The sequence below is a fragment of the Starkeya sp. ORNL1 genome (genome assembly GCF_012971745.1).
Taxonomy (GTDB): domain Bacteria; phylum Pseudomonadota; class Alphaproteobacteria; order Rhizobiales; family Xanthobacteraceae; genus Ancylobacter.
This window is the reverse complement of sequence record NZ_CP048834.1, coordinates 5,700,422-5,723,263: the sequence shown is the minus strand read 5'-3', so window position 1 is coordinate 5,723,263 and position 22,842 is coordinate 5,700,422. Positions and strand designations below refer to the sequence as shown.

The window sequence follows — 22,842 nt, the reverse complement described above, 5'->3', positions numbered from 1 at the left end:
CAACGTTTGCATGAAACATTATGATGCTCCGCAGTGGTAGCGGAGTCGATGAATGAAAAAGCGCGTCACCTTGCGCGACGTCGCCGCAGCGGCCGGGGTGCATGTCTCCACCGTCTCCCGGGCGCTTGATCCCAAGACCCGCCACCTGATCACGCCGGAAGTCGTCACCCACATCCTCAAGCTCAGCGAGCAGCTGGCTTACCGGCCGAACGCCGCCGCCTATTCGCTGAAGACCAATCGCAGCCGCACCGTCGGCATCATCGTGCCCGACATCACCAATCCGGTGTTCCCGCCGATCATCCGCGGCGCCGAGGACGCGCTGGCGCAGCAGAACTACGTCGCCATCCTCGGCAATACCGACGGCAGCCCGCAGCGCGAGGAAGAGATCATCGAGACCATGCGGGCGCGCGGCGTCGAGGGCCTGCTGCTGGCCAGCGTCAAGGCGCGCGACACGGTGGTGGACCGGTTGGCGGCGGAGGGCGTGCCGATGGTCACCGTCAATCGCCGCGTCGACGATCCCGGCACCCCTTCGGTGGTGCATGACGAGCGCGACGGCACCTCGCGCATCCTGAACCACCTGGTCGGGCTCGGCCACCGGCAGATCGCCTATATTGCCGGCCCGCAGGATCTCTCCACCGGCCGCGACCGCTACCTCGCCTTCGAGGAAGGCCGCGCCGCGCTCGGGCTGGAGCCCGATGCCAATCTCGTCGCTGTGGCCGACACCTTCAACGAAAGCGCCGGCGAGCGCTGCGCCGAGGAATTGCTGGCGCGCGATGTCGCCTTCACCGCCATCGTCTGCGCCAACGACCTGATCGCCATCGGCGCGATCTCCGCGCTGCGCCGCCACGGCCTGTCGTGCCCGGAGGACGTGTCGGTGACCGGCTATAACGACATGCCGCTCGCCGACCGGCTGCTGCCGCCGCTCACCACCATCCGCGTTGAACAGCACAAGGCCGGCCATGCCGCCGCCGAACTGTTGCTGGAGGCGCTGTCGAGCCCGCCCGGCGAGCGCGTGGCGCGGCATCTGGTGCTGCCGGTGCAGATGATCATCCGCGGCTCGACGCAGGCTGTGTCTCCGCGCGGGGCGAACCGCAAGCCGGTCAAGGGCAAGAGCCCGGCCCGTCGCCCCGGCACGCCCGCCAGACTTTCTCCGGTGTAGCCGGCATCTGCAAATCCCGCCCCCGCCCGCCAGGTATCGCGTCGGCGATGGCGTTCATGATCGCGGCGATCGCCGCCGTGGTCCCGGCCTCGCCGACACCCTTCACGCCGAGCGGATTGGTGCGGCAGGCAACCGGGTGGAACGAGGAGCGGATGGCGGGCATGTCGCTCGCCCGCGGCATGGCGTAATCCGTGAAGGAGCCGGTGACAATCTGCCCGTCCTCGTCATAGACGAAGCGCTCCAGCAGCGCCTGGCCGAGGCCCTGAGCAAGGCCGCCGATCACCTGGCCCTCGGCGAGATGATGGTCCAGCACCACGCCGCAATCATCGACCGCGGTGTAGTCCACCACCTGGACATGGCCGGTCTCGGGATCGATCTCGACCTCGGCGACATGGCAGCCGTTCGGGTAGGATTGCGCGATCTCGACCTCTACCTTGAGGTCGAGCGTCTCCGGCCACTCGCCGCGCTTGGAACGCTCGCGCGCCTCTTCGGCGAGATCGAACAGCCAGATGCTGCGATTGGTGCCGGCCACCAATAGATGGCCGTCCTGCCAGAGGATGTCTTCCTCCCGCGCATCGAGTGCCAGCGCGCCGAGCCGCCGCGCCTTCGCCACCAGCTCTTCCGCCGCGCGCACGATCGCCGAGCCCGCTGCCATGGCGCTGCGCGAGGCGACCGTCGGGCCGCCGCGAATACCGGTGTCGGAGCGGCCGGAACGCACCCGGACGCACTCCTCCGGCAGGCCCAGCCGCTCGGCGGCGAGCCGGGCGAACACCGCGGCATGCTGCTGGCCGGTGGCATGGACGCCGAGCAGGACGGTTAGCGTGCCGGGCTCCTTGAAATCGAACACCACGCCTTCGACAGGGCTGCCGCCGGCATGTTCGAGGAAGCACGAGATGCCGATGCCGCGCAGCCGCCCGCGCTCCAGCGCCGCCGCGCGGCGGGCGGGAAAGCCGCGATAGTCGCCGGCGCTCAGCGCCTCGTCGAGCACCGCTTCGAACTCGCCGCTGTCATAGAGATTGCCGAGCGCGGTCTTCACCGGCATCGCCTCGGCCGCGATCAGGTTGCGCCGCCTGAGCTCGATCGGATCGATGCCGCTCTGCACCGCCGCCGCATCGACCAGCCGTTCCATGAGGTAATTGGCCTCGGGCCTTCCCGCCCCGCGATAGGGGCCGGTCGGCAAGGTGTTGGTGAAGGCGCACTTCACCTCGGCGAGCACCATGGGAATCGCATACATGCCCGGCAGGCAGCGGGTGAAATTATTGCAGGCGATATGCGCGCCGGCCGCGCTCACGAATGCCCCCAGCGCCACGATGCTCTGCGTGCGCAGCGCCAGGAAGCGGCCGTCGGCAGCCAGCGCAAGCTCCGCCGCGCCGCGATGGTCGCGGCCCTGATTGTCGCTCATGAAGGCTTCCGAGCGCGTCGACACCCAGTGCACTGGCCGACCGAGCAGGCGAGCGCTCGCGAGCAGCGCGGCATATTCCGGATAGGCATGGGTCTTCATGCCGAAGCTGCCACCGACATCGCGGGTCTCGACGCGGATCTTCGCCGGGGTGACGCCGAGCACCGCGGCGAGCTGGCCGCTCAGCGCCCCCGCGCCCTGCGAGCCGGCATGGAGCACATAGGTCTCGCCCTCGGCTTCGAACAGCGCGGTCACTGCGCGCGGTTCCATCGGCGCGTGGGAGACGCGCTGATGGACGAGTTCGATGCGTACCCGGTGAACGGCCGCGGCGAAGGCCGCTTCGATCTCACGCGCCAGCGCCGGATCGCCGGACGGCGCGACATAGTCGACGGCAAGATTGCCGGGTGCTTCCGGCCAGAGCTGCGGCGCATCGGGCTGCAAGGCGGCTGCCGCATCGGCGACGGCGGGCAGCGCGTCATAGTCGACCTCGACGGCAAGCGCCGCCTCCTCCGCCTCGCGCAGCGTCGTTGCCAGCACCAGCGCCACCGGCTGGCCGACATGCATCACCCGATCCGAAGCCAAGGCCGGGCGATGCGGCACGATAAGCTTCGCCCCTCCCCGCCCGGTGATGATCTGCGGCACCGAGACATTGCCGATCCTCAAAGCCTTCATGTCGGCGGCAGTGAGGACAGCGACCACACCGGCCAGCGCGCGCGCCGCCTCGATATCGACGGCGACGACGCGCGCATGGGCATGCGGCGAGCGCACGAAACAGGCATGGAGCCGGCCGGGCAGCACGAGGTCGTCGCTGAAGCAGCCGGCGCCGCGGATCAGCCGGTCGTCGCCCTTCGGCGCCGAATGTTGCAGCCCCGCATCCACTGGCCCCGCGCTCATTTGGCTCTTATCAAGCATGCCGCGATCTTGCGCCCTGGCGGTTGGTCCGCGAGGGTAGCAACGTCATGCGAACGTTTGCAAGAAACTTTGATACGCGGGATAAAACCGCGCCATGAGGTCCGCTAGCGCTTTTTTCAGTTGACGAAAACAGCAAGCTCCTCAACCATGCAAACGTTCGCACAAGACGGTCGCCAAGGTCGCAGTGGAGGGGACGCCAATGACTGAACCGAATAATGTCGCCATCCAGGCGGACAATGCCAGCAAGCTGTTCGTCGACGGCACCGTCGTCGCCTTCCGCCGGCTCACGCTGGAGGTGAAGCGACAGGAGATCTTGTGCATCGTCGGCCCCTCGGGCTGCGGCAAGACCACCTTCCTGCGCTGCATCGCCGGCCTCACCGACATCAGCGACGGCCGCCTGCTGGTCCATGGCAAGCCGATCAACGGCCCGCCGGACGGCGTCGCCACGGTATTCCAGCATTTCGGCCTGCTGCCGTGGAAGACGGTGTGGGACAATGCCGCCTTCGGCCTCGCCATGGCCCACACGCCGGCGGCGGTCATCAAGGAACGCGTCAGCCACTATCTCGAACTCGCTGGGCTGTCCGGCTTCGAGAAGCACTATCCCTACCAGCTCTCCGGCGGCATGCAGCAGCGCGTCGGACTGGTGCGGGCCTTGGCGATGAACCCCTCGGTGATGCTGATGGACGAGCCCTTCGCGGCGCTCGACGCGCAGACCCGCGAGGTCCTCCAGGAAGAGTTGCTCGCGCTGATGGATCGCCCGGACGAGCGCAAGACCATGGTCTTCATCACCCATTCGATCGACGAGGCCATCATCCTCGGCGACCGCATCGCGGTGATGAGCGCCCGCCCCGGCCGCATCAGCGAAATCCTCGACATGCCGTTCGGCTGGCCGCGCGACGTCGACGCCATCCGCGCCGATCGCCGCTTCACCGAGCTGCGTGAGCACATCTGGAACGAGCTTCGCCCCGAGCGCGCGAAGAAAGCGGAGGTCGCAGCGTGAGCATGACGATACAAAGCCTCCCCAACGCCGCCGACCAGGCGAGCATCGCCGACGACCAGGCCCGGGTGAAGGCGGCTTCCGAGAAGCGCCGCCGCCGCGAGGGCATGCAGGTCATCATGATCCGCGCCATCTCGCTGGTGGTGGTGCTGACGCTCTGGCAGATCGTCGGCTCCAACATCGATCCGATCCTGTTCACCACGCCGATTGCTGTCGCCAAGGCCGCGGTGAAGATGATCGCCAGCGGCGAGCTCTGGCAGTATCTGGCGCCGAGCCTGCTGGTCTTCATCTACGGGCTGGTGCTCGCCTCGGTCGCCGGCATCACCATCGGCCTCGCGCTCGCCCGCTACCGGGTGCTCGATGCCGCCTTCGACATGTACATCACCTTCCTCTACTCCACGCCGACGGTCGCGCTGGTGCCGCTGATCGTGCTGTGGGCCGGCTACGACATGACGGCGAAGGTGATCATCCTGTTCCTGTTCGCCTTCTTCCCGCTGGTGATCAACACCTATCAGGGCGTCAAGAATGTCGACCACAAGCTGCTGGAAGTCGGCAAGGCGTTCCGCTGCTCGGAGCGCCAGCTCTGGGGCAACATCATCATCCCGGCGGCGCTGCCCTTCATCGTCACCGGCCTGCGCCTCGCGGTCGGTCGCGGCCTGATCGGCATGGTGCTGGCGGACCTCTACACCGCCATCTCCGGCATCGGCTACCTGATCGTGCGCACCGCCTCCACCTTCCAGATCGACCGCATGTTCGTTCCGATCGTCACGCTCGGCATCCTCGGCGTGCTGTCGACCTCGCTGCTGCGCCTCTTGGAGAAGAAGGTGGCGCCCTGGACCAACGCCAACCGCGACTAGTCCCACAGCCCGATACGCGCGGCGCCCCCGGCGCCGCGCTTGCGTATGTGCCCCCCGGCAACAAGTGCGACTCGAACAATCGAGCGCGAAGGAGGAAACCATGAGGAACGTGACGAAGCCTACCCTGGCTGCGGCGCTCGCCTGCGGTCTCATGCTCGCCGCCGGCGCGGGCGCGCAGGCGGCGGACTGCCCGAACGGCAAGCGCGACCTGAACATCGGCGTCTCGGTGGTGCCGCCGAACGTGGTGCACACCACGCCGTGGGTCGCCAAGGATCTCGGGCTGTTCGACAAATACTGCATCAACGCCACCATCACCCCGTTCGAGGGCGGCGCCTCCGCGGCGCTGATGTCCGCGCTGCAGCAGGGCAAGCTGATCGCCAACGTCACCGACGTCATGGTCGGCGCCGGCATGAAGGCCAAGCAGATCTGGGGCTTCGCGCCGCGCCTGCCGCAATCCTATGTCGTGGTCGAGGCGATCAAGACCCCGGCCGACCTCAAGGGCAAGCGTCTCAGCGCCGCCGGCGGCGGTGTCGGCGGCTTCAACTGGCGCATGGGCCGCGTCCTGCTCACCGACGCCAATCTGACGGTGGATGACGCGCAGTTCGTCTCGCAGGGCCTCGCCGGCCGCCTGCCCGGCCTGATCGCCGGCCAGCTCGACGGCGTGTCGCTGCACCCCGAGGATGTGTTCCTCGGCGAGCAGCAGAAGCCGTCCCTGCACGTGCTCTCCGTGCTCGGCCAGAAGATGCCGAACTGGGTCTTCAACATGTACGGCGCCGCCGACAGCATGATCGCCAGCCAGCGCCCGCTGTTGGTCGACGCCATGGCGGCGATGATCGAAGCCAACCGCACCATCTACAAGGACCGCGACAAGGTGGTCCCGATCATGATGAAGGCGACCGAGAAGCCGCAGGATGCGGTGGAGTTCGCCTGGGGCGACCTCACCAAGAACTGCGTCTGGGCGGTCAACACCGGCTTCGACAAGGCCCGTGCCGAATGGGCCATCAAGAACAGCGTCGACGCCGGCGACATCCCGGCCGAGCGCAAGCTGACCTTCGAGCAGCTGGTCGACGTCTCCATCGCCGAGGAAGCGGTGAAGAAGGCCGGCGGACCGGTGACCATCAACAACTGCTCGCTCTGAAACCATGAACGCCCCCGCACCGCGCGCCGGCTCCTCCCTCCCCTGGGAGGAGCTGCGCACCCGCCTGGACCATGGTCCATCCTTCAACGCCATGCGCGGCACGCCCTATTACCGGGAGGCGCGCTACGAGCAGTTCTCGCCGGCGGAATATGCCCGCCGCCGCGCCGCGCTGCGGGCGAAGATGCAGGAGCTCGGGCTCGACGCGGTGATCGCCGCCGGCGGCCCTAGCCACTGGAGCTTCGGCGGCGGCATGCTGTGGCTGTCCGGCCATTGGGAGTGGCACGCGCTCGCCAATTACGTGGTGTTCCCGCGCGAGGGCGAACCGACGCTGATCTACTCCATGGGCGGCACCCACAGCGAGGCGGTGCGGCGCGAGACCGCCAACGCGCTGTCGGACGTGCGCTCCAGCCGGGGCGGCAAGTTCGGCGAGGTCATGGTCGACCGGCTGCGCGAGCTTGGGCTCGAGCGCGGGCGCATCGGCCTGATGGAGATCGATCCCCGGCACGGCGACTACATGCCGGTGAACCAGTACAACACGCTGCGCGAGAAGCTGCCCGAGGCCGAACTCGTCTTCACCAAGGGCATCATGCACGAGCTGCTCTCGGTGCACAGTGAGGAAGAGCTCGACTGCGTCCGCCACGCCGGCAAGCTCTGCACCAATGCCATGCAGGCGATCGCCGAGCGCATGAGGCCGGGCGTCACCGAGTATCAGCTGCGCGCCGCCGCCGGCGCCGCCATCCTCGAAGGCAATGGCGACATCGACTTCCTGATCATCGGCTCGACCCCGATGGCCGACCCGGCGCAGGTGTTCGGCAATCCGCGCCCCTCCAGCCGGCAGCTGGAGACCGGCGACATCGTGCTGATGGAGCTTGCCGCCGGCTATCGCGGCTACAGCGCGCAGATCGGCCAGCCGATCTGCCTCGGCGAGCCGCCGGCTTATGTCCGCCGCTTCTGGGACGAGATCGCCGAGCCCGGCTATCTCAAGATGATCGAGGCTGTAGGACCCGGCAAGCCGGTCGACGGCCTGCGCATCGCCGGCCAGTTCTTCCGCGAGAATGGCATGCAGTCCCGGCCGATCCATGTGCATGGCATCGACTTCGTCTCAGACGGCCCGCACGTCTTCGCCGACCACATCGATGTCGAGCCGTTCGAGGAGATCATGAAGCCGGGCATGGTGCTGATGCCCGAGCCGAACCCGATCACCGCCGACGGCATGCTCGGCATGTTCGTCGGCCACACCTTCATCGTCACCGAGACCGGCAAGGAATGCGTCGATGAATGGCCGATCGAGCTGACCGTGGTGAAGCCATGAACGAAGCCGCCCCCATCGTCGACAAGAATGTCCGTGACGCCATCGCCCACTGGGCGCCGCGGCTGATCGCCAACGGCATCGACTACAACGATTTCCAGACCACGACGGCGCGCATCACGCGTTGGCGCGACTGGAGCGCGGAATGGTCGCGCACCGCCGAGAAGCACGAGCAACTCGCCCGCGAGGCCGAAGGGCGCGGCAGTGTTCCCTCGGCGACGGAAGCCTATGTGCGGGCCGCGATCTGCCACCATTTCGGCAAGTTCGTCTTCTTCGACGACATGGAGCAATATGCCCGCGCCAATGCGGCGACCGCTGCCAATTATCGCATGGCGCTCGCCGGCCTCGCCCCGCCGGCCGAGGCGGTCGGCATCCCCTATCAGGGCACGCTGCTCCCCGGCTATCTGCGCCGCCCGCAAGGCGTTGCGCGTCCGCCGGTGGCGCTGATCATTTGCGGGCTGGATTCCGTCAAGGAGGAGATGAACAGCTTCGAGCCGCTGTTCCATGCCCGCGGCATGGCCACTCTCACCTTCGACGGCCCCGGCCAGGGCGAGGCGGAGACACTGCCGATCGAGCCGGCCTTCGAGAAGGTGGTCGGCGCCGTCATCGATTTCCTCGAAGCGCGGGACGATGTCGATGGCAGCCGCGTCGGCACCATCGGCATCAGCATGGGCGGCTACTACGCCGCCCGCGCTGCGGCTTACGAGAAGCGACTCTCCTGCGCCGCCGCGTCCGGCGGGCCTTATGATTTCGGCGAGGAATTCCGCACCATGCCGCTGATCTCGCGGCAGGCCTTCAAGCTGCGCAGCCATTCGCCGGATGAAGAGACGGCAGCGGCGCGAGCGGCTGAACTGACACTGCGCGACGCCGCGCGCGCCATCGAGATGCCGTTCATGGTGATCTTCGGCGAGAAGGACCGGCTGATCCCCAAGGAGCAAGCCGAGCGGCTGTTCAGCGAGATCCCGCATCCGGGCAAGCAGTTGCGCATGTTTCCGGACGGCAATCACGTCTGCAACAACATGCCCTTCGCCTGGCGCCCGCTGGTCGCCGACTGGATCGGCTCGCACCTGAAAGCGTGAGCTACCCTCTCACTGTCATGGCCGGGCTTGTCCCGGCCATCCACGAACGTTCGTGAAGACCGTGAATCCCCGGGGCAAGCCCCGGGGATGACGGCTGCGGACCATGAGGAATCTCCATGAGCCTTCGCCTGCGTCCCGGCCCGATCGACATCCATGCCCATATCGTGCCGGAAGGGCTCATTGCCCGGTTCGAGGCCGGCGAGCGCGCCGGCTATGCGGCGAGCAGAAGTGAGGATGGCATCCGCGTCACTCTTGCCGGCAAGCCCTCGCGCATGCCGCTGCTGCCCGGCATGGTCTCGCTCGACATCCGCGAGCGCACCATGGCGGAACAGGGCGTCAACTCGCAATTGCTCTCGCCCTGGATCGCGCTCTGCGACTACTCGCTTGGCGAGGCCGACGCGGACTGGTTCCATCGCGCCGTGAACGCCGAGATCGCGGCGATCTGCGCGGCCGCACCGGACCGTTATGCCGGCATCGGCACCGCGCCGCTGCAATTCCCTACGCTCGCCATCGAGGTGCTGCGCGATGCGATGGGTCCGCTCGGCCTGTTAGGCGTCGAGATCGGCACCTCGGTGGGCAAGGACATCTTTCTCGACGATCCCTCGCTCGATCCGTTCTGGCAGGTGGCGGAGGCACTCGGTGCCTTCATCCTGATCCATCCGCCGCTGGAGCCGCCGGCCGGCGGCTTCGCCGACTATTATCTCAACAACCTCATCCAGAACCCGCTGCAGACCACGGTCGCCGGCGCGCGGCTGATCTTCGGCGGCGTGCTGGAGCGCTTTCCCGGCCTGCGTATCTGCCTGGTCCATGGCGGCGGCCTGCTGCCGTACAATGTCGGCCGCCTCATCCGCGGCCGGCTGGTGCGCCCGGAGGCCAAGGCGCGCATGATCGGCTCGGTCGAGGAATCCTTCAGCCGGCTCTATTTCGACACCGTCACTCACTCGGCGCCGGCACTCGCCTATCTGGTCGGCCAGGCCGGGGCGGACCATGTGTTCCTCGGCAGCGACTATCCGTTCGACATGGCCGATCCGGATCTGGTCGAAACGGTGCGCGCGGCCGGGCTGGGCGCGGTGAAGGAAGCGCTCGTGCTGTCGGATGGGTTTCGGCGGATGTTCGAGACGACCGCGACCGGGTGAGGCACCCTCCCCCACCAGACGTCATACCGGCCGTAGCGAAGCGGAGAGCCGGGATCGCGTGAAGTCCCGCGCAACACCTTCCTACGATCCCGGATCAGCCTGACGGCTGTCCGGGATGACATCTAAGGGGGAGGAGGCCGACCCAAATCAGATGCTCACGCCAAAGGCATGCAGAGCAGCACCGTCGCGATGCGGTTGGTGCGGTTGGAGAGCTGCCGGCCCTCGTGCGGGGCGATGCGGCAGGAATCCCACGGCTTGAGCGTCACCGTCTCGCTGCCGTTCGAGATCGTCACTTCGCCGTCCAGCACCACATACATTTTCTCCACGCCCGACGCGTCAAGCGTGGTGCCGCCGCCCGGCAATATGTGGCTGACGCCGAGCCACATCGTATCCGACGGGCCGGCTTCGCGGCCTTGCAGCCGCAGCATGTGCATGTCGGTGTGGCCCGGCGCCTGATAGGCAGGCGCGGCGTCGAAGCGGGTGATGTCCATCTCGCGTCCCCGCTCAGGCCGCCCGCGCCGCGTTGCGCGGCTCGGGGAGCGACAGCATCTCGCGGGCCTCCCTGGAGGTGGCGATCTGCGCACCGAGATCCTCGACGATGCGGCGGACCTTCTCCACCATCGCCGCATTGGTCTCGGCCAGCACACCCTTCGCGAGATAGACCGAATCCTCCAGCCCGACCCGCACATGGCCACCGGCGAGATAGGATTGCGCCGCCGTGGTGAACATGTTGCGGCCGATGCCGAAGGCGGTGAATTCCGAACCCGCCGGCAGCAGGTTGCGGGCATAGAGCACGGTCTCCGGGCTAGGCTGGAAGCCGTAGCGCACGCCGAGCACGCAGGAGCAGAGCTGCGGGCCCTCGAGCGTGCCGTCGGCGAGCAGCGCATGCAGCAGCGCGATGTCGCCGGAATCGAACAGCTCGATCTCCGGCCGTACGCCGGATTCGCGCATCACCTTGGCCATGCGGCGCACATTGGCGGGGGTGTTGATCACCACATCCGGGCCGGAATTCATGGTGTTGAGATCGAGCGTGCAGACGTCCGGCTTGAGCGCGGCGATGTGCTCGACCCGCTTCTCCGGCAGCGTCAGCGTGGAACCGGGCGCCGCCACCTTGGGATCGTCCTGCGAGGGAATGAAGCGCCCGCCGGGGCCGGTGGTCAGATTGATGATGAGGTCCGGCTTCTTCGCGCGCAGCGCCTCGAACACTTCGCGATAATAGTCGAGTTCCATCGACGGCCGGCCGGTCGCGGGATCGCGCACATGGATGTGGGCGATGGCTGCACCCGCGTCCGCCGCGCCGACGCACGCCTCGACGATCTGCTCGGGCGTGATCGGCAGATGCGGCGTCTGGTCAGGCGTCGTCAGATTGCCGGTGACGGCACAGGTGATGAAGACCTTGTCCCGAGGCTGCCGCATGTGTCTCTCTCCCTACTATCTTTTCGCGACGTCATCCTGAGGTGCTCGCCTAGCGAGCCTCGAAGGATGCTCATCCCAGATGGCCGTCTTCTGCTTCAACATCCTTCGAGGCTCGCTACGCTCGCACCTCAGGATGACGGGGTTTGCTTCTTCAAAGCGACCGGCCGCCATCGACGATGATCGTCGTGCCGGTGGAAAAGCCGAGATGGGTGGCGCAGGCGAGGATGCCGGCGGCGATGTCTTCCGGCCGGGCGATCCGCCTGAGTGGCGTGGTGTTGGCGACCTTGTCGTTGAAATCGGCGCCGCGGCCCGGCACGAATTCGGTATCGACCACGCCGGGCGAGACCGCCAGCACCCGGACCTCCGGCGCCAGCGCGCGGGCGAGCGCCTTGGTCATCACGTCGATGCCGGCCTTGGCCGCGCAATAGGCGATCGAGGAACCGACCGCGGTGAAGGCCGAGATCGAGGAGATCGACACCACCAGCCCGTCGCCCGACGCCTTCAAGAGCGGCGCGAAGGTGCGCACCGCGGCGAACGCGCCGCGCCAGTTCACCTGGAACATGCGGTCGATCAGTTCGTCGTCGAGTTGGTCCAGCGCGGCGTGCGGAACCGGCTTGGTGAAGCCCACGGCGTTGACGAGAATGTCCAGCCGGCCAAAGCGCTCGGTGATGCGATCGCGCACCGCGACGAGCGACGGCGTATCGGTGATGTCGGAGGGAAAAGCCGAATGCCCCTCCCCCGGCAGCCCGGCGACCAAGGCCGCCGCGGTTTCCGCCGCTTCCGCATTCGGCCGATGCGTGACCACGATGGTGGCGCCGGCCTCCGCCAGCATCCGGCTGGCAACGGCGCCGATGCCGCCCGCCCCGCCCAGGACCAGCGCAACCTTGTTCTTCAGCGATTTGGGATAGCTCGGGCTCGGTTCGGTCATGGCGCTCTGCAGAGTAAGTGTGGGTGCAATTACTTGATCGGTGGGTTCGGCAGCTTGGCCTCGCCGGGCTCCATGACGAAGTCATAGTTCAGCGAGTACCAGTCGCCACTGATGTCCGGCTCCGGCGGCGCCTCGCCGGTACGTTTGCGGTAATTGCCGATCAGGTGCCTGGTGACGCCGAACACCACGTCGGTCTCCAGCCGCTCGTCATCATCGACGAACACCTGGGTGATCAGCGTCTTCCAGCCCGGCTTGAAGGCGAGGAAATGCAGGTGCGCCGGCCGGTAGGGATGCCGGCGCTGCGCGCGCAGCATGTCGCCCACCGGGCCGCCGGTCGGCACCGGATAGCCGGCCGGTTTCACCGAGCGGAACCAGAAGCGGCCCTCCGCGTCGGTGGTGAACTTGCCACGCAGGTTCATGTCGGCCTGCGTCTCGTCCTGGTTCTCGTACATGCCGACCGGAGAGGCCTGCCAGACATCGACCTCGACGCCGGCCAGCGGGCGGCCCAGCGGATCGGCGATGCGGCAATCGGCGAACAGCACCGGGCCCGGCGTCTGCGAGCGGACGATGGAGCCGCCATTGGCGGTGACCGGCGAATTCATCCGCCAGAACGGCCCAAGCAGCGCCGAGGCAGTCTCGGAGGCGCCGTGCTGGCCATTGTTCAGCAGGCAGACCAGCGTCGAGAAGCCTATCGCGTCGGAGAACAGGATGGCCTCGTTGTGGGCGTCGTTGGTCGCCTGGCCGATGCGGTTGAGGAAGTCGATGCCGATATCGAACTCCTCCTCGGTCAATTGCACCTCGCGGGCGAACGCGTGGGCGTGCTTGACCAACGCCGCCATGACCTCGCGCAGCCGCTCATTCGGCGCCGCCGCCATGGCGTCCAGGACGGCGCCGGTAACGCTGGCTTCGCTGTCGATGATCAACGGACGCCTCCTCGTTTCTCGCTGGCCGGCTTGTTTCTGCGTCGCCAGATTGCTTGGCTTGAATCCTTGGCTTGACTGTTACGCAATCGTTTGCATGAAATCAAGCGGCAAACGTTCGCAGGGCCCTTCCGACGCGCATCTCACGCCGGCGGGCAAAGCCCGGGAACGAGCATCATGGCTTTGGTCGAACATGTTACGCAAACGATTGCACAACACTTGACCTTGTGATAGCCAGAATCCAGCAACGAGGATCGGCGATGACAGACACAACTCTCGACGGCATCTCATCGACCGGCGTGCGCAACGGCACCGCCAGCACGGGTCCGGCGTTGCGCCTGCACGGCAAGGCCGACGGCGTCGAGGCGCTGGCGCCTTCCGTCGAGCCGGTAGCGATCCCGGTGCCGGCGCCCGGCCAGTGCCTGGTCGAGGTGAAGGCCTCGGGCGTCAATATGAGCGACGTCAAGGCTGCGCTTGGCCATATGCCCTACGCGATCTGGCCGCGCACGCCGGGCCGCGACTATGCCGGGGTGGTGCTGGAGGGGCCGGCCCATCTTGTCGGTCGCGAGGTCTGGGGCAGCTCGGGAGAACTCGGCATCCGCCGTGACGGCACCCACACCAAATATCTGGTGGTCTCCGCCGATGAGATCTTCGAGAAGCCCTCGACCATCACGCTCGACGAGGCCGGCGCCATCGGCGTGCCGTTCATCACCGCTTATGAGGGCCTGCAGACCGCCGGCGGCGTGAAGCCCACCGACGTGGTGCTGGTGCTGGGCGGCAATGGCAAGGTCGGCCAGGCGGTGGTGCAGCTCGCTACCCGCGCCGGCGCCCGCGTCTTCGCCGTCGAGCGCACCGCCGAGCCCTATATGGGCCACGCCACTGGCCCGGTCGAGATGATCGACGCCTCGAGCCAGGACATCGCCGCCACCGTGCGCGAGCGCACCGGCGGGCATGGTGCCGACATCGTGTTCAACACCGTCGGCAGCCCCTATTTCGAGGCCGCCTGCGCCGCCATGGCGCCGGAGGCCCGACAGATCTTCATCTCCACCATCGACCGCGCCGTGCCGTTCGACATCTTCCGCTTCTTCCGCGGCCGCCACCACTTCATCGGCATCGACAGCCTGGCGCTCAACGGTGTCGCCTGCGGCAAGATACTGGACGCGCTGCGGCCCGGCTTCGAGACCGGCGAGCTGAAGGCCTTCCCGGTACAGGCCGGCGCCACCTATTCGCTGGACGATGCGGCGCAGGCCTATGCCCAAGTGTGGAACAGCTCGCGCGACCGCATCGTGCTGCGGCCGTGAAATACTGAACGCCGTCGTCGATACCGAACGCCGTCATCCCCGGCGAAAGGCGACCTCCGGTCGCCGTCTCTCGATAGACGCCGAGGCTATGGCCTCGGCTTTGGCCGGGGATCTCGATTCCTGGCAGTGCATCAGAGGCCGAGATGGCCGGCACAAGGCCGGCCATGACGCGTTGATAGAGGCCCGGCTGCCTATTTGATCGAGGCCAGCGCCGCCTTCAGGATCGGCTTCAGCGTCTGGCTCGCGGCGATCACGGTGGCGACCCGCTCCTGCATGACGGCGCCATCGGCAAAGCTGAGCGGGAAGCCCATCTTGGCGGCCTGCGCGATCAGCTCCGGATCGGCCAGCGTCTCGCCGATGGCCTTGCGCATCGCCTCGACCATCTTCGGGTCCATCTCCGGCGGACCGAAGAAGGTGCGGTGCAGCGACTGGATGGTCATGATGGTCTTGGCCATCTCCACCGCCTTCGGATCCTTCACCGTCTCGAAGATGGTCGGGACATCAGGGAAGTCCGGCAGCCGCTGGTCGAGGATAGTCAGGATCGGGCGCAGGTCGCCGGACTTCAGCGAGGCGCGCACCGCCGGCGGCGAGGCCATGTAGCCGTCGGCCTCGCCCTTCATGATGGCGAGCGTCGCGTCGGCGATGCCCTCATAGCCGGTGACGATCTTCATCTTGAAATCGAGCGCGTCCGACAGCATGGACATGGTGTAGAAATCCTCGTCCGTGCCCTGCGCGGGATACACGAACGGCCGGCCGAGCTTCACGATGTCCGCGACCGAACCGATCTTCGACTGACCGCCGACATAGAGCTGGCGCGGCTCATAGGAGACGCGGCCGAGATAGACGAACTTGGCAGCGTCGAAGCGCACGCCGGGGCTGTCCGCGAGCATGGCGAGGATCGGCGTGGCGATGCTGGTGAAGGCGATGGTCAGCCCGTCCGGATCGGCGTTCCACAACAGGTTGGTGCCCTTCAGCGTGCCGGCGCCGGGCTGGTTGTCGATGCGCACATCCTTCGCCTTGAGATGCTTGGCGAGATAGGGCGCGATCATGCGGGCATACTGGTTCATCGGCCCGCTGGGGCCGTGCGGCACGATGACGGTGACCACCTGCCCCTCATAGCCCGCGGCGCGCGCCGGAGCTGTCGGGGCCGCGATAAAGCCGGCGCAAGCCGCCAGCAACGCAAAGGCAAGGCGCTTCATTCAGTCCTCCCATCGGGTGATTGGTGCGCCTTCGGGCGCGTTATTCTTCAGGGCTTCAGTTCATCATCCGGTGGAGCATCGGCCCCACCAGGCTGCGGTCGATGCGTATGCCCAGCACCTCGCCGAACAGGAACCAGATGGCGAGCGTGACCACCGCCGCGATCAGGGCGGCGCGCAGCCACGAACTCTGGCGGCTCCAGGCGAGATAGGCGGTGCAGAACACGAAAGTGGTCGGCAGCGCCCCGAACACGAAGAACGAGGTGGTCACCGCCGCGACGATGGCGAACGCCGCCAGCTCCGCCGTGAAGCCGCCCCCCTTCGGCGCCTTGGGCCTCGGCGCATTTGTCTCCTCCATGGCCTTCTCGCTGCGCCCGGCAAGGATCTGCAGCGCATCCACATGGAGATCGTCGGCAGAGCGGAAGTTCTGCCAGGCGAGTTGGGCCAGCGCCAGCCCAAGCCCGATCACCGCCACCGGGAACGACACCAGCCGCGCCCGCGGCGTGTAGTCCATGCCGATCACGATCATCGCCGCGAACAGCGCGATGAGCAGGACGACGGCGATGTTTTCCTGTGCGCGACGGCTCATGACGCGGCTCCGTCGGTGCTGAGCTTGCCATTGAGCGCCCGACGTTTGCGCGCGCTGCGGATGAAGGGCAGCGCGGTGGTGACGATCATGATGATGAGCATGATCAGCGCGACCGGCCGCTCGAAGATGAAGTAGTCGCCATAATTGCTGATCGAGAGATGCAGCGTGCGCTCGATCATCCCGGCGAGCACCATGCCGATGACGAGGTTCGCGCGGGAATAATTGTACTTGATCATGAAGTAGCCGAGCACGCCGAAGATGCCGGCGACGAAGACATCGCCCATCTGGCCGCGCGTGGCATAGGCGCCGACCAGCGAGATCGACATCACCAGCGGGATGATGAGCTTCGGGTTGAGCCCGGGTAGCCGCGCCAGATAGCCGGAGAGCACCAGCCCGATGGCGGTGGTCAGTGCGCTGGCGATGACGATGATCCAGACCAGGCTGAACACCACGTCGAGATGCTCGGTCAGCATTTGCGGCCCGGGCACGATGCCGAGCGCGACGAAGGCGATGAGCAGGATCGCCATGCTCTCGCCGCCGGGAATGCCGAGCGCGAGCGTCGGCAGCAATCCGCCGCCCTCATTGGCGCCGAGCGTGGCGTCCGGGGCGATGACGCCCTCCACCGTGCCGGTGCCGAATTTCTCCGGCGTGCGCGAGGTCTGCACCGCTTGCGCATAGGCGGCGATGCCGCCGACGCTGGCGCCGATACCCGGCAGTACGCCGATCCACAGGCCGAGCAGGCTGGAGCGGAACACCAGCCATTTATGCTGGAACACGTCCCGCACCCCGTCCATCGTGGTGCTGTTCAGCTGGCCGACATCGCGGGTGATGATGGCGCCGCCGCGCACATAGAGCTTGATCATCTCGCCGATGGCGAACATGCCGATCATCGCCACCGGGAAGGAGATGCCGTCGAGCAGGAACAAGGTGCCGAAGGTGTAGCGCGGCGTCGCCGTCACCGGATCCATGCCGACAAAGGCGAGGCTGACGCCGAGCGCGGTGGCGATCAGCCCCTTCAGGAGCGAGCCGTCGCTGAAGGTGGCGATGACGGTGAGGCCCCACAGCGCCATGACGAGATATTCGCTGGGACCGAGTGCCAGCATCACCGGCCGGACGATGGGAATGCTGATGGCGAGGAACACCGCGCCGATCACGCCGCCGAGCAGTGCCGCTGTGGCGGAAGCACCGAGCGCGCGGCTGGCATGACCTTGCTGGGTCATGGGATAGCCGTCGAAGGTGAGCGCGAGGCTCTTCGCCGAGCCGGGGACATTGAATAGAATACTGGTGACCGAACTGCCCCAGATGGTGGCGATGTGGCAGCCGATCAGCAGCGCCAGTGTCGCCGCGGGCTCGTGGCCATAGATGAAGGGCAGCAACAGCGCCATGGCGACGATGCCGCCAAGCCCCGGCACGATACCGACCGCGATGCCATAGACGACCCCGACCACCATGAACAATATGGCTTGCGGCGTCATGAGGGCGGTGAGGCCGTCGACGACTGCTGAGAGCATTCTTTCCTTCCCTTGCAGGCTATTGTTTTATTTTTCTTTTATACAACTAGAACGGACGAAGACATTGCTTCATCACCGGCAACGATCAGCCTTGAAACGCGGGTCAGCTCTGGAGACTATTGCAACCCCGGCATCGACAGACACGCGCGACAACGCGGCCCCACAGCCGTCACGCAATCGTTTGCATAAAGAGACACGCAATCACGGAACTGTCAATCGGCGACGTTAATCGCCGACGACACATTGTCCGGGGCCAATCGGGCCCGCAGCAACCTTCTGGACCGGGCGCGGTTCGTAGGAGAGATTGGCGCGGCGACACGAGGGATATCCATGCGCATCGACACCAGCTTCCTGTTCGATCTCGATGGCACGCTGGTCGACAGCGTCTATCAGCATGTCTCCGCCTGGAAGGAGGCACTCGATGCCGAGGGCATCGAACTGTCGGTGTGGCGCATCCACCGCAAGATCGGCATGAGCGGCGGGCTGTTCACCAACCAGTTGCTGCGCGAGACCGGGCTCGAAATCAGCGAGAGCCGGATCGAGCGGCTACGGCAGTTGCACGCGGAAGCCTACAAGCGCCACGTGGCAAGCGTCCGCCCCCTGCCGGGTGCGCGCGAGTTGCTCGCCGCCTTGACCGAGAACGGCATCGCCTGGGCCATCGCCACCAGCGGCCGGATGGAGACCGCAGCGCCCAATCTCGCCGCGCTCGGAGTCGACCCCGCGCAGGTCCCGGTCGTGACCCGGGACCTCGTCAAATACGCCAAGCCGGACCCGGACCTGTTCCTTGCCGCGGCAGCGCGCCTCAAGGTCCCGATCGAGAACTCGGTCGTGGTCGGCGACAGCATCTGGGACATGCTGGCGGCGGTGCGCTGCCGGGCGCTGGGCATCGGTCTGCTGTCCGGAGGCTATGGCGCCGCGGAACTTCAGGCCGCCGGCGCCTATCGCGTGTTCGACGACCCCGCCGATTTGCTCGCGCATCTCGACGAGGTCGGCGGCCGCCGCTGATCGAAAAAAGCTAATCGTTCGCCGCCGGCGAGCGGTCGGTCAGGTCCTGGTAGCGCAGGTCGAACTCGTCCTCGGCCTTGAGGGTCTTGCCCTTGAACTGGCCGGCCGCCTGCAAGAGGTCGATGGTGTCCTGCTGCACCGGCACCAGCTTCGCGAGGCCGGGAATGGAGGTGGCATCGCCCTCGCTCTCCCACACCAGCCCGGCGTCGGCGGCGTTGAGCCTCTGGTCCTTCACCAGATAGTCGCTGATCCAGAGCGCCTTGCTTGCGTTCTTCCACAGATGCGCGCGATACCAGTGCACCACGAAATCGCGGATCGCCGCGGCCTGCGCCGGATCCTGCAAGGCGGTGAGGCTGGCATAGAGATACTTGATATTGGTGGCCGTACCAGGAGCGTTGTCGATCGCCTTGGCGCCCTGCCCGTCCACCGAGACGAGATAGCGGGCGCGGTCCGGCTGCTTCAGCACCGCGGCATCGATCTGTCCGGCCCGCAGCGCGTCGGCGAACTCGGCGAGCCCGAGATTGATCGGCTGCACATCGGCGATGGCAATGCCGGAGGCCTTCAGATTGCGCAGCACGGTGGCCTGCTGCGCGGTGCCGACATTGATGCCGATGCGCTTGCCCTTGAGGTCCTTGAGCGTCTCGATCTTCGATCCCGGCGCCGTGGTGATCAGGTTGCCCGGGCCGGAGGTGATGACCGCGCCGATGATGACGACGCCGGCGCCGGAGAAGTGCGCGAGGATCGGGGGCACATCCCCCACCGCGCCGATCTGCGCCGCGCCGGCGCGGATCGCCTCAAGCCGCAACGGACCGCTGCTGAAATTGGCGTAGGTGACGTCCGCTGCGAGCTTTGCCTGTTCGCCGGACAGCCGCAGCAGGCTCGCGACATAATTGGCGTCGTCCGCAAGCACCAGCTTGATGCCCTTGGGCACGCTGACCGGGATCTGCGCCGGCTCGGCGGCGGCGGCGACAGGTGCGAGGGCAAGCGCGGCGAACGCTGCCGCACGGGCGAGAAAATGCTTGAGTGTCATGGTGCTAATGCCTTGATGAATACGGTCAATCCTGCGAGACGCCGAGGCGCCCCAGTATCTCGTCTCGGGCTGCGTCGAAGCGCGCCGCGCTGTCCCGCACGCCGATGATGGGCCGGTCATGGACGATCCGGCCGTCGGCGAGGACGATGACGCGGTCGGCGAGCCGGAGCGCTTCCTCGACATCGTGGGTGACGAACAGCACGGCGGGGCCGTGGCGTTCGCACAGCTGGAGCAGCAGGCGCTGCATGCGCAGCCGGGTCAGCGCGTCGAGCGCGCTGAACGGCTCGTCGGCAAGGATGAGTTCGGGATCGCGCACCAGCGAGCGGGCGAGCGCGACGCGCTGCTGTTCGCCGCCCGACAGCGTCTTCGGCCATTTGCGCTCATAGCCGGAGAGCCCGACCTCGCCCAGCGCAGCTTTGGCGCGGCGCCAGGAATCCGGCTCATAGGAGCCGAGAACCACATTGTCGATCACGCGGGCCCAGGGCAGCAGCCGGGAATCCTGGAACAGCACGGCACGGCGGGCCGGCACCTCGATAGTGCCGCTGCCCTCGACCCCGGCATCGACATCGAGCCCGGCGACCGCGCGCAATATGGTGCTCTTGCCCGAACCGCTGCGCCCGAGCAGCGCGACGAACTCGCCCTTCGCAACTTCGATGTCGATACCGGCGAGCACGGTGCGGCCGTCGAAGCCGCGGCGAAGGCCGGCGATGCGCACCGCGGCGGACGCCGCGGGCGGGATCACTGCGCGAGCGACTGACGCCATGACAGGGCCCTCCGTTCCAGGGCGCGGACCAGCGCATCCGAGCTGAAGCCGAGCACGCCATAAAGCAGCAGGCCGACCAGCACGACGTCGGTCTGCCCATAGATGCGCGCCTGGGTGATCATGAAGCCGATGCCGCTGGTGGCATTGATGGTTTCGACCACCACCAGCGCGGTCCAGGAATGCGTCACCGCCATGCGCAGCCCGGTGAAGAAGCCGGGCAGCGAGGCCGGGAACACGATGTGGCGCAGGAAGCGGTAGTGCGAAAGGCCGACCGTCTGGCCGAGCTCGACGAAGCGCCGGTCGATTCCGCGCAGCGCCGCATGGGTGTTGATGTAGATCGGCACCAGCGTGCCGAGCGCGATGATGGCGATCTTCATCGGTTCGCCGATGCCGAGCCAGATGATGAAGAGCGGGATCAAAGCAAGGTTGGGGATGGAGCGCTTGACCTGCACGACGCCGTCGATCAGCGCATCGCCCAGCCGCGTCAGCCCCGCGATCACCGCCAGCGAGAAACCGCCGACGATACCGATGGCGAGCCCCAGCCCCGCCCGGTGCAGCGAGGCGAGCACATCGCTGGCAAGCGCCCCATTGCCGATCATTTCGAACAGCGCCGTCACCACCGTGCCCGGCGCCGGCATCTTCGCCGGCGAGATCCAGCCGGCGCCCGAGGCGACGTACCACAGCAGCAGCACCAGCGCCGGCCCGAGCAGCCGTTGCGCCGGCAGCGGCGGCTTGGGCAGCAGGCTGACGGACTGGCCGTCCGGCGCGGCTTCGACATGCCGGACGGCAGGCTTTGCCGGCCCTAAGGTTGAGATCAGGCTCATATGCGTCTCCCGGCCTATTCGGCTGCGCTGGGAAGCGCGACGGCGCGGCGCGCGACCGCCGGGCGCTCCAGCCCGAGATGGTCGCGCAAGGTGGCGCCCTCGTAGTCGGTGCGGAACAGGCCGCGCCGCTGCAGCAGCGGGATGACCTGCTCGACGAAGCTGGAGAGCGATGTCGGCAAGGCCGGCGGGATGAGGTTGAAACCGTCGGCGGCGCCGTTCTCGAACCATTCGACGATGGTTCCAGCGATCTGCTCCGGCGTCCCGGTGGCGATGCGGTGACCGCGCCCGGCACTGAGGCGCCGCAGCAACTGGCGAAGCGTCAGATCCTCCGCGCTGGTGAGGCGGTGCACCAGATCGTGGCGGCTGCGCTGGTTGGCCTGGTCCGGCCGCGGCGGAATCCGGATCAGGCTGTCGAGGTCGTAACCGCTGAGGTCGAGGCCGGTGACGCGGGAGAGCTGGGCGATGCCGTAGGTCGGCAGCGTCAGGTCCTCGAATTGCTCGCGCAGCGCAAAGGCTTCCGCCTCGGTGCCGCCGATGAAGAAGGAGAGGCCCGGCAGGATCAGCACCGTGGCCGGATCGCGCCCCACGGCGCGCACCCTGCCCTTGATGTCGCCATAGAAGGCCTGCCCCTCCTCGATCGTCGGCTGCGCAGTGAAGATGGCGTCGGCGTAGCGGGCGGCCAGATCCTTGCCCGGCTCGGAGGAACCCGCCTGGAAGATCACTGGCCGGCCCGGTGGCGAGCGCGGAATTTCCAGCGGCCCGGCAACGCGGAAATGTGGCCCGACATGGTCGATGCGGTGGATCTTGTCGCGATCGACGAACACCCCGCCCGCCTTGTCGCCGACGATGGCGTCGTCGTCCCAGCTGTCCCAGAGCGCGAAGGCAACATCGAGGAACTCGGCGGCGCGCGCATAGCGCGCATCGGGGTCGGGATGCTGGTCGAAGCCGAAATTCTCCGCGGCCGAAGCGTTCGCGGTGGTCACCACATTCCACGCGGCGCGCCCGCGGCTGACATGGTCGAGCGTCGCGAAACGGCGGGCGATGCCATAGGGGTCGTTATAGGTGGTCGAGCCGGTGGCGACGAGGCCGATCCGGCTGGTGACGCCGGAGAGCGCCGTGATCAGCGTGAACGGATCGAGCGAATCCCAGGGGCGATCCTCGGAGCGATCCTTCAACGCGGGGTGGTCGGCGAAGAAGATCGCATCGAGCTTGCCTTGCTCCGCAATCTGCGCGAGGCGCTGATAATGGCCGATGTCGGTGACCGCCTTGGTGTCGGTCTCCGGCAGCCTCCAGGCCGCTTCGTGCTGGCCGACATTGCGCAGGAAGGCGTTCAAGTGGATCTGCCGCGGGGTTTCGACCATCTGTCTCAGCCT

21 protein-coding genes are annotated in these 22,842 nt (G+C 67.1%); 9 read left to right on the top strand and 12 right to left on the bottom strand.

Annotation, left to right across the window (positions count from 1 at the left end; translation table 11 throughout):
• Positions 1–52 precede the first annotated feature (52 nt).
• Positions 53–1,159: a LacI family DNA-binding transcriptional regulator gene (locus tag G3545_RS26825; RefSeq protein ID WP_170017354.1), complete on the top strand. Its 1,107-nt coding sequence runs from the start codon at positions 53–55 to the stop codon at positions 1,157–1,159.
• On the opposite strand, the gene G3545_RS26820 is transcribed toward G3545_RS26825, so the two are convergent.
• Positions 1,101–3,452, bottom strand: a complete 2,352-nt coding sequence (locus G3545_RS26820; RefSeq protein ID WP_170017353.1) for a xanthine dehydrogenase family protein molybdopterin-binding subunit — start codon at positions 3,450–3,452, stop codon at positions 1,101–1,103. The two genes, G3545_RS26825 and G3545_RS26820, sit on opposite strands and share 59 nt — an antisense overlap.
• A gap of 217 nt (positions 3,453–3,669) precedes the next feature.
• Here G3545_RS26820 and G3545_RS26815 point away from each other — a divergent pair, with 217 nt between their 5' ends.
• From G3545_RS26815 to G3545_RS26790, 6 genes are all read left to right on the top strand, one after another.
• The gene (locus G3545_RS26815; protein WP_170017352.1) at positions 3,670–4,470 is read left to right on the top strand and encodes an ABC transporter ATP-binding protein; all 801 of its coding nucleotides are present in this window, start codon (positions 3,670–3,672) and stop codon (positions 4,468–4,470) included.
• Between the two features lie 2 nt (positions 4,471–4,472).
• Positions 4,473–5,324, top strand: coding sequence for an ABC transporter permease (locus tag G3545_RS26810; protein ID WP_246702948.1), 852 nt, complete (start codon positions 4,473–4,475; stop codon positions 5,322–5,324).
• A 100-nt stretch (positions 5,325–5,424) separates the two neighbouring features.
• The gene (locus G3545_RS26805; protein WP_170017350.1) at positions 5,425–6,462 is read left to right on the top strand and encodes an ABC transporter substrate-binding protein; all 1,038 of its coding nucleotides are present in this window, start codon (positions 5,425–5,427) and stop codon (positions 6,460–6,462) included.
• A 4-nt stretch (positions 6,463–6,466) separates the two neighbouring features.
• On the top strand, positions 6,467–7,774 hold the full coding sequence (locus G3545_RS26800) for a M24 family metallopeptidase (RefSeq protein WP_170017349.1): 1,308 nt from the start codon (positions 6,467–6,469) through the stop codon (positions 7,772–7,774).
• Positions 7,771–8,850 carry an alpha/beta fold hydrolase gene (locus tag G3545_RS26795; protein ID WP_170017348.1) on the top strand — a complete coding sequence of 360 codons (1,080 nt, stop codon included), beginning with the start codon at positions 7,771–7,773 and terminating at the stop codon, positions 8,848–8,850. Before G3545_RS26800 ends, G3545_RS26795 begins: the two co-directional genes overlap by 4 nt.
• A gap of 116 nt (positions 8,851–8,966) precedes the next feature.
• A complete protein-coding gene (locus G3545_RS26790; protein WP_170017347.1) occupies positions 8,967–9,986 on the top strand; it encodes an amidohydrolase family protein in 1,020 nt (339 codons plus the stop codon).
• 155 nt (positions 9,987–10,141) lie between these two features.
• Here G3545_RS26790 and G3545_RS26785 read toward each other — a convergent pair whose 3' ends face one another.
• From G3545_RS26785 to G3545_RS26770, 4 genes are all read right to left on the bottom strand, one after another.
• Complete coding sequence (locus G3545_RS26785; protein WP_170017346.1) at positions 10,142–10,477, bottom strand: cupin domain-containing protein; 336 nt, start codon at positions 10,475–10,477, stop codon at positions 10,142–10,144.
• Positions 10,478–10,490: 13 nt separating this feature from the next.
• Entirely contained in the window at positions 10,491–11,402 is a 912-nt protein-coding gene (locus G3545_RS26780) for a 3-keto-5-aminohexanoate cleavage protein (RefSeq protein WP_170017345.1), read from the bottom strand.
• Positions 11,403–11,553: 151 nt separating this feature from the next.
• Complete coding sequence (locus G3545_RS26775; protein ID WP_170017344.1) at positions 11,554–12,330, bottom strand: SDR family oxidoreductase; 777 nt, start codon at positions 12,328–12,330, stop codon at positions 11,554–11,556.
• Between the two features lie 29 nt (positions 12,331–12,359).
• Positions 12,360–13,253 (bottom strand): dioxygenase, encoded by an 894-nt coding sequence (locus G3545_RS26770; protein ID WP_170017343.1) that lies wholly within the window; start codon positions 13,251–13,253, stop codon positions 12,360–12,362.
• Positions 13,254–13,510: 257 nt separating this feature from the next.
• On the opposite strand from G3545_RS26770, the gene G3545_RS26765 reads away from it, so the two are divergent.
• Positions 13,511–14,551, top strand: a complete 1,041-nt coding sequence (locus tag G3545_RS26765; protein WP_170017342.1) for a zinc-binding alcohol dehydrogenase family protein — start codon at positions 13,511–13,513, stop codon at positions 14,549–14,551.
• 191 nt (positions 14,552–14,742) lie between these two features.
• Here the strand turns inward: G3545_RS26765 and G3545_RS26760 are convergent, their stop codons facing one another.
• The 3 genes from G3545_RS26760 to G3545_RS26750 are packed head-to-tail and all read right to left on the bottom strand — an operon-like array spanning position 14,743 to position 17,847.
• Complete coding sequence (locus G3545_RS26760) at positions 14,743–15,750, bottom strand: tripartite tricarboxylate transporter substrate-binding protein (protein ID WP_170017341.1); 1,008 nt, start codon at positions 15,748–15,750, stop codon at positions 14,743–14,745.
• Between the two features lie 55 nt (positions 15,751–15,805).
• Positions 15,806–16,336, bottom strand: a complete 531-nt coding sequence (locus G3545_RS26755) for a tripartite tricarboxylate transporter TctB family protein (protein WP_170017340.1) — start codon at positions 16,334–16,336, stop codon at positions 15,806–15,808.
• The gene (locus G3545_RS26750; protein ID WP_170017339.1) at positions 16,333–17,847 is read right to left on the bottom strand and encodes a tripartite tricarboxylate transporter permease; all 1,515 of its coding nucleotides are present in this window, start codon (positions 17,845–17,847) and stop codon (positions 16,333–16,335) included. Before G3545_RS26750 ends, G3545_RS26755 begins: the two co-directional genes overlap by 4 nt.
• 330 nt (positions 17,848–18,177) lie before the next feature.
• Here G3545_RS26750 and G3545_RS26745 point away from each other — a divergent pair, with 330 nt between their 5' ends.
• The gene (locus tag G3545_RS26745) at positions 18,178–18,852 is read left to right on the top strand and encodes an HAD family hydrolase (protein ID WP_170017338.1); all 675 of its coding nucleotides are present in this window, start codon (positions 18,178–18,180) and stop codon (positions 18,850–18,852) included.
• Positions 18,853–18,862: 10 nt separating this feature from the next.
• Here the strand turns inward: G3545_RS26745 and G3545_RS26740 are convergent, their stop codons facing one another.
• From G3545_RS26740 to G3545_RS26725, 4 genes are read right to left on the bottom strand one after another with little or no spacing between them, the layout of a single operon-like run.
• The gene (locus tag G3545_RS26740) at positions 18,863–19,882 is read right to left on the bottom strand and encodes an ABC transporter substrate-binding protein (protein ID WP_170017337.1); all 1,020 of its coding nucleotides are present in this window, start codon (positions 19,880–19,882) and stop codon (positions 18,863–18,865) included.
• Positions 19,883–19,907: 25 nt separating this feature from the next.
• Entirely contained in the window at positions 19,908–20,645 is a 738-nt protein-coding gene (locus G3545_RS26735; protein WP_170017336.1) for an ABC transporter ATP-binding protein, read from the bottom strand.
• Positions 20,621–21,469, bottom strand: coding sequence for an ABC transporter permease (locus tag G3545_RS26730; protein WP_170017335.1), 849 nt, complete (start codon positions 21,467–21,469; stop codon positions 20,621–20,623). Before G3545_RS26730 ends, G3545_RS26735 begins: the two co-directional genes overlap by 25 nt.
• A 14-nt stretch (positions 21,470–21,483) precedes the next feature.
• Positions 21,484–22,830, bottom strand: coding sequence for an LLM class flavin-dependent oxidoreductase (locus tag G3545_RS26725; RefSeq protein WP_170017334.1), 1,347 nt, complete (start codon positions 22,828–22,830; stop codon positions 21,484–21,486).
• Between the last annotated feature and the right edge of the window lie 12 nt (positions 22,831–22,842).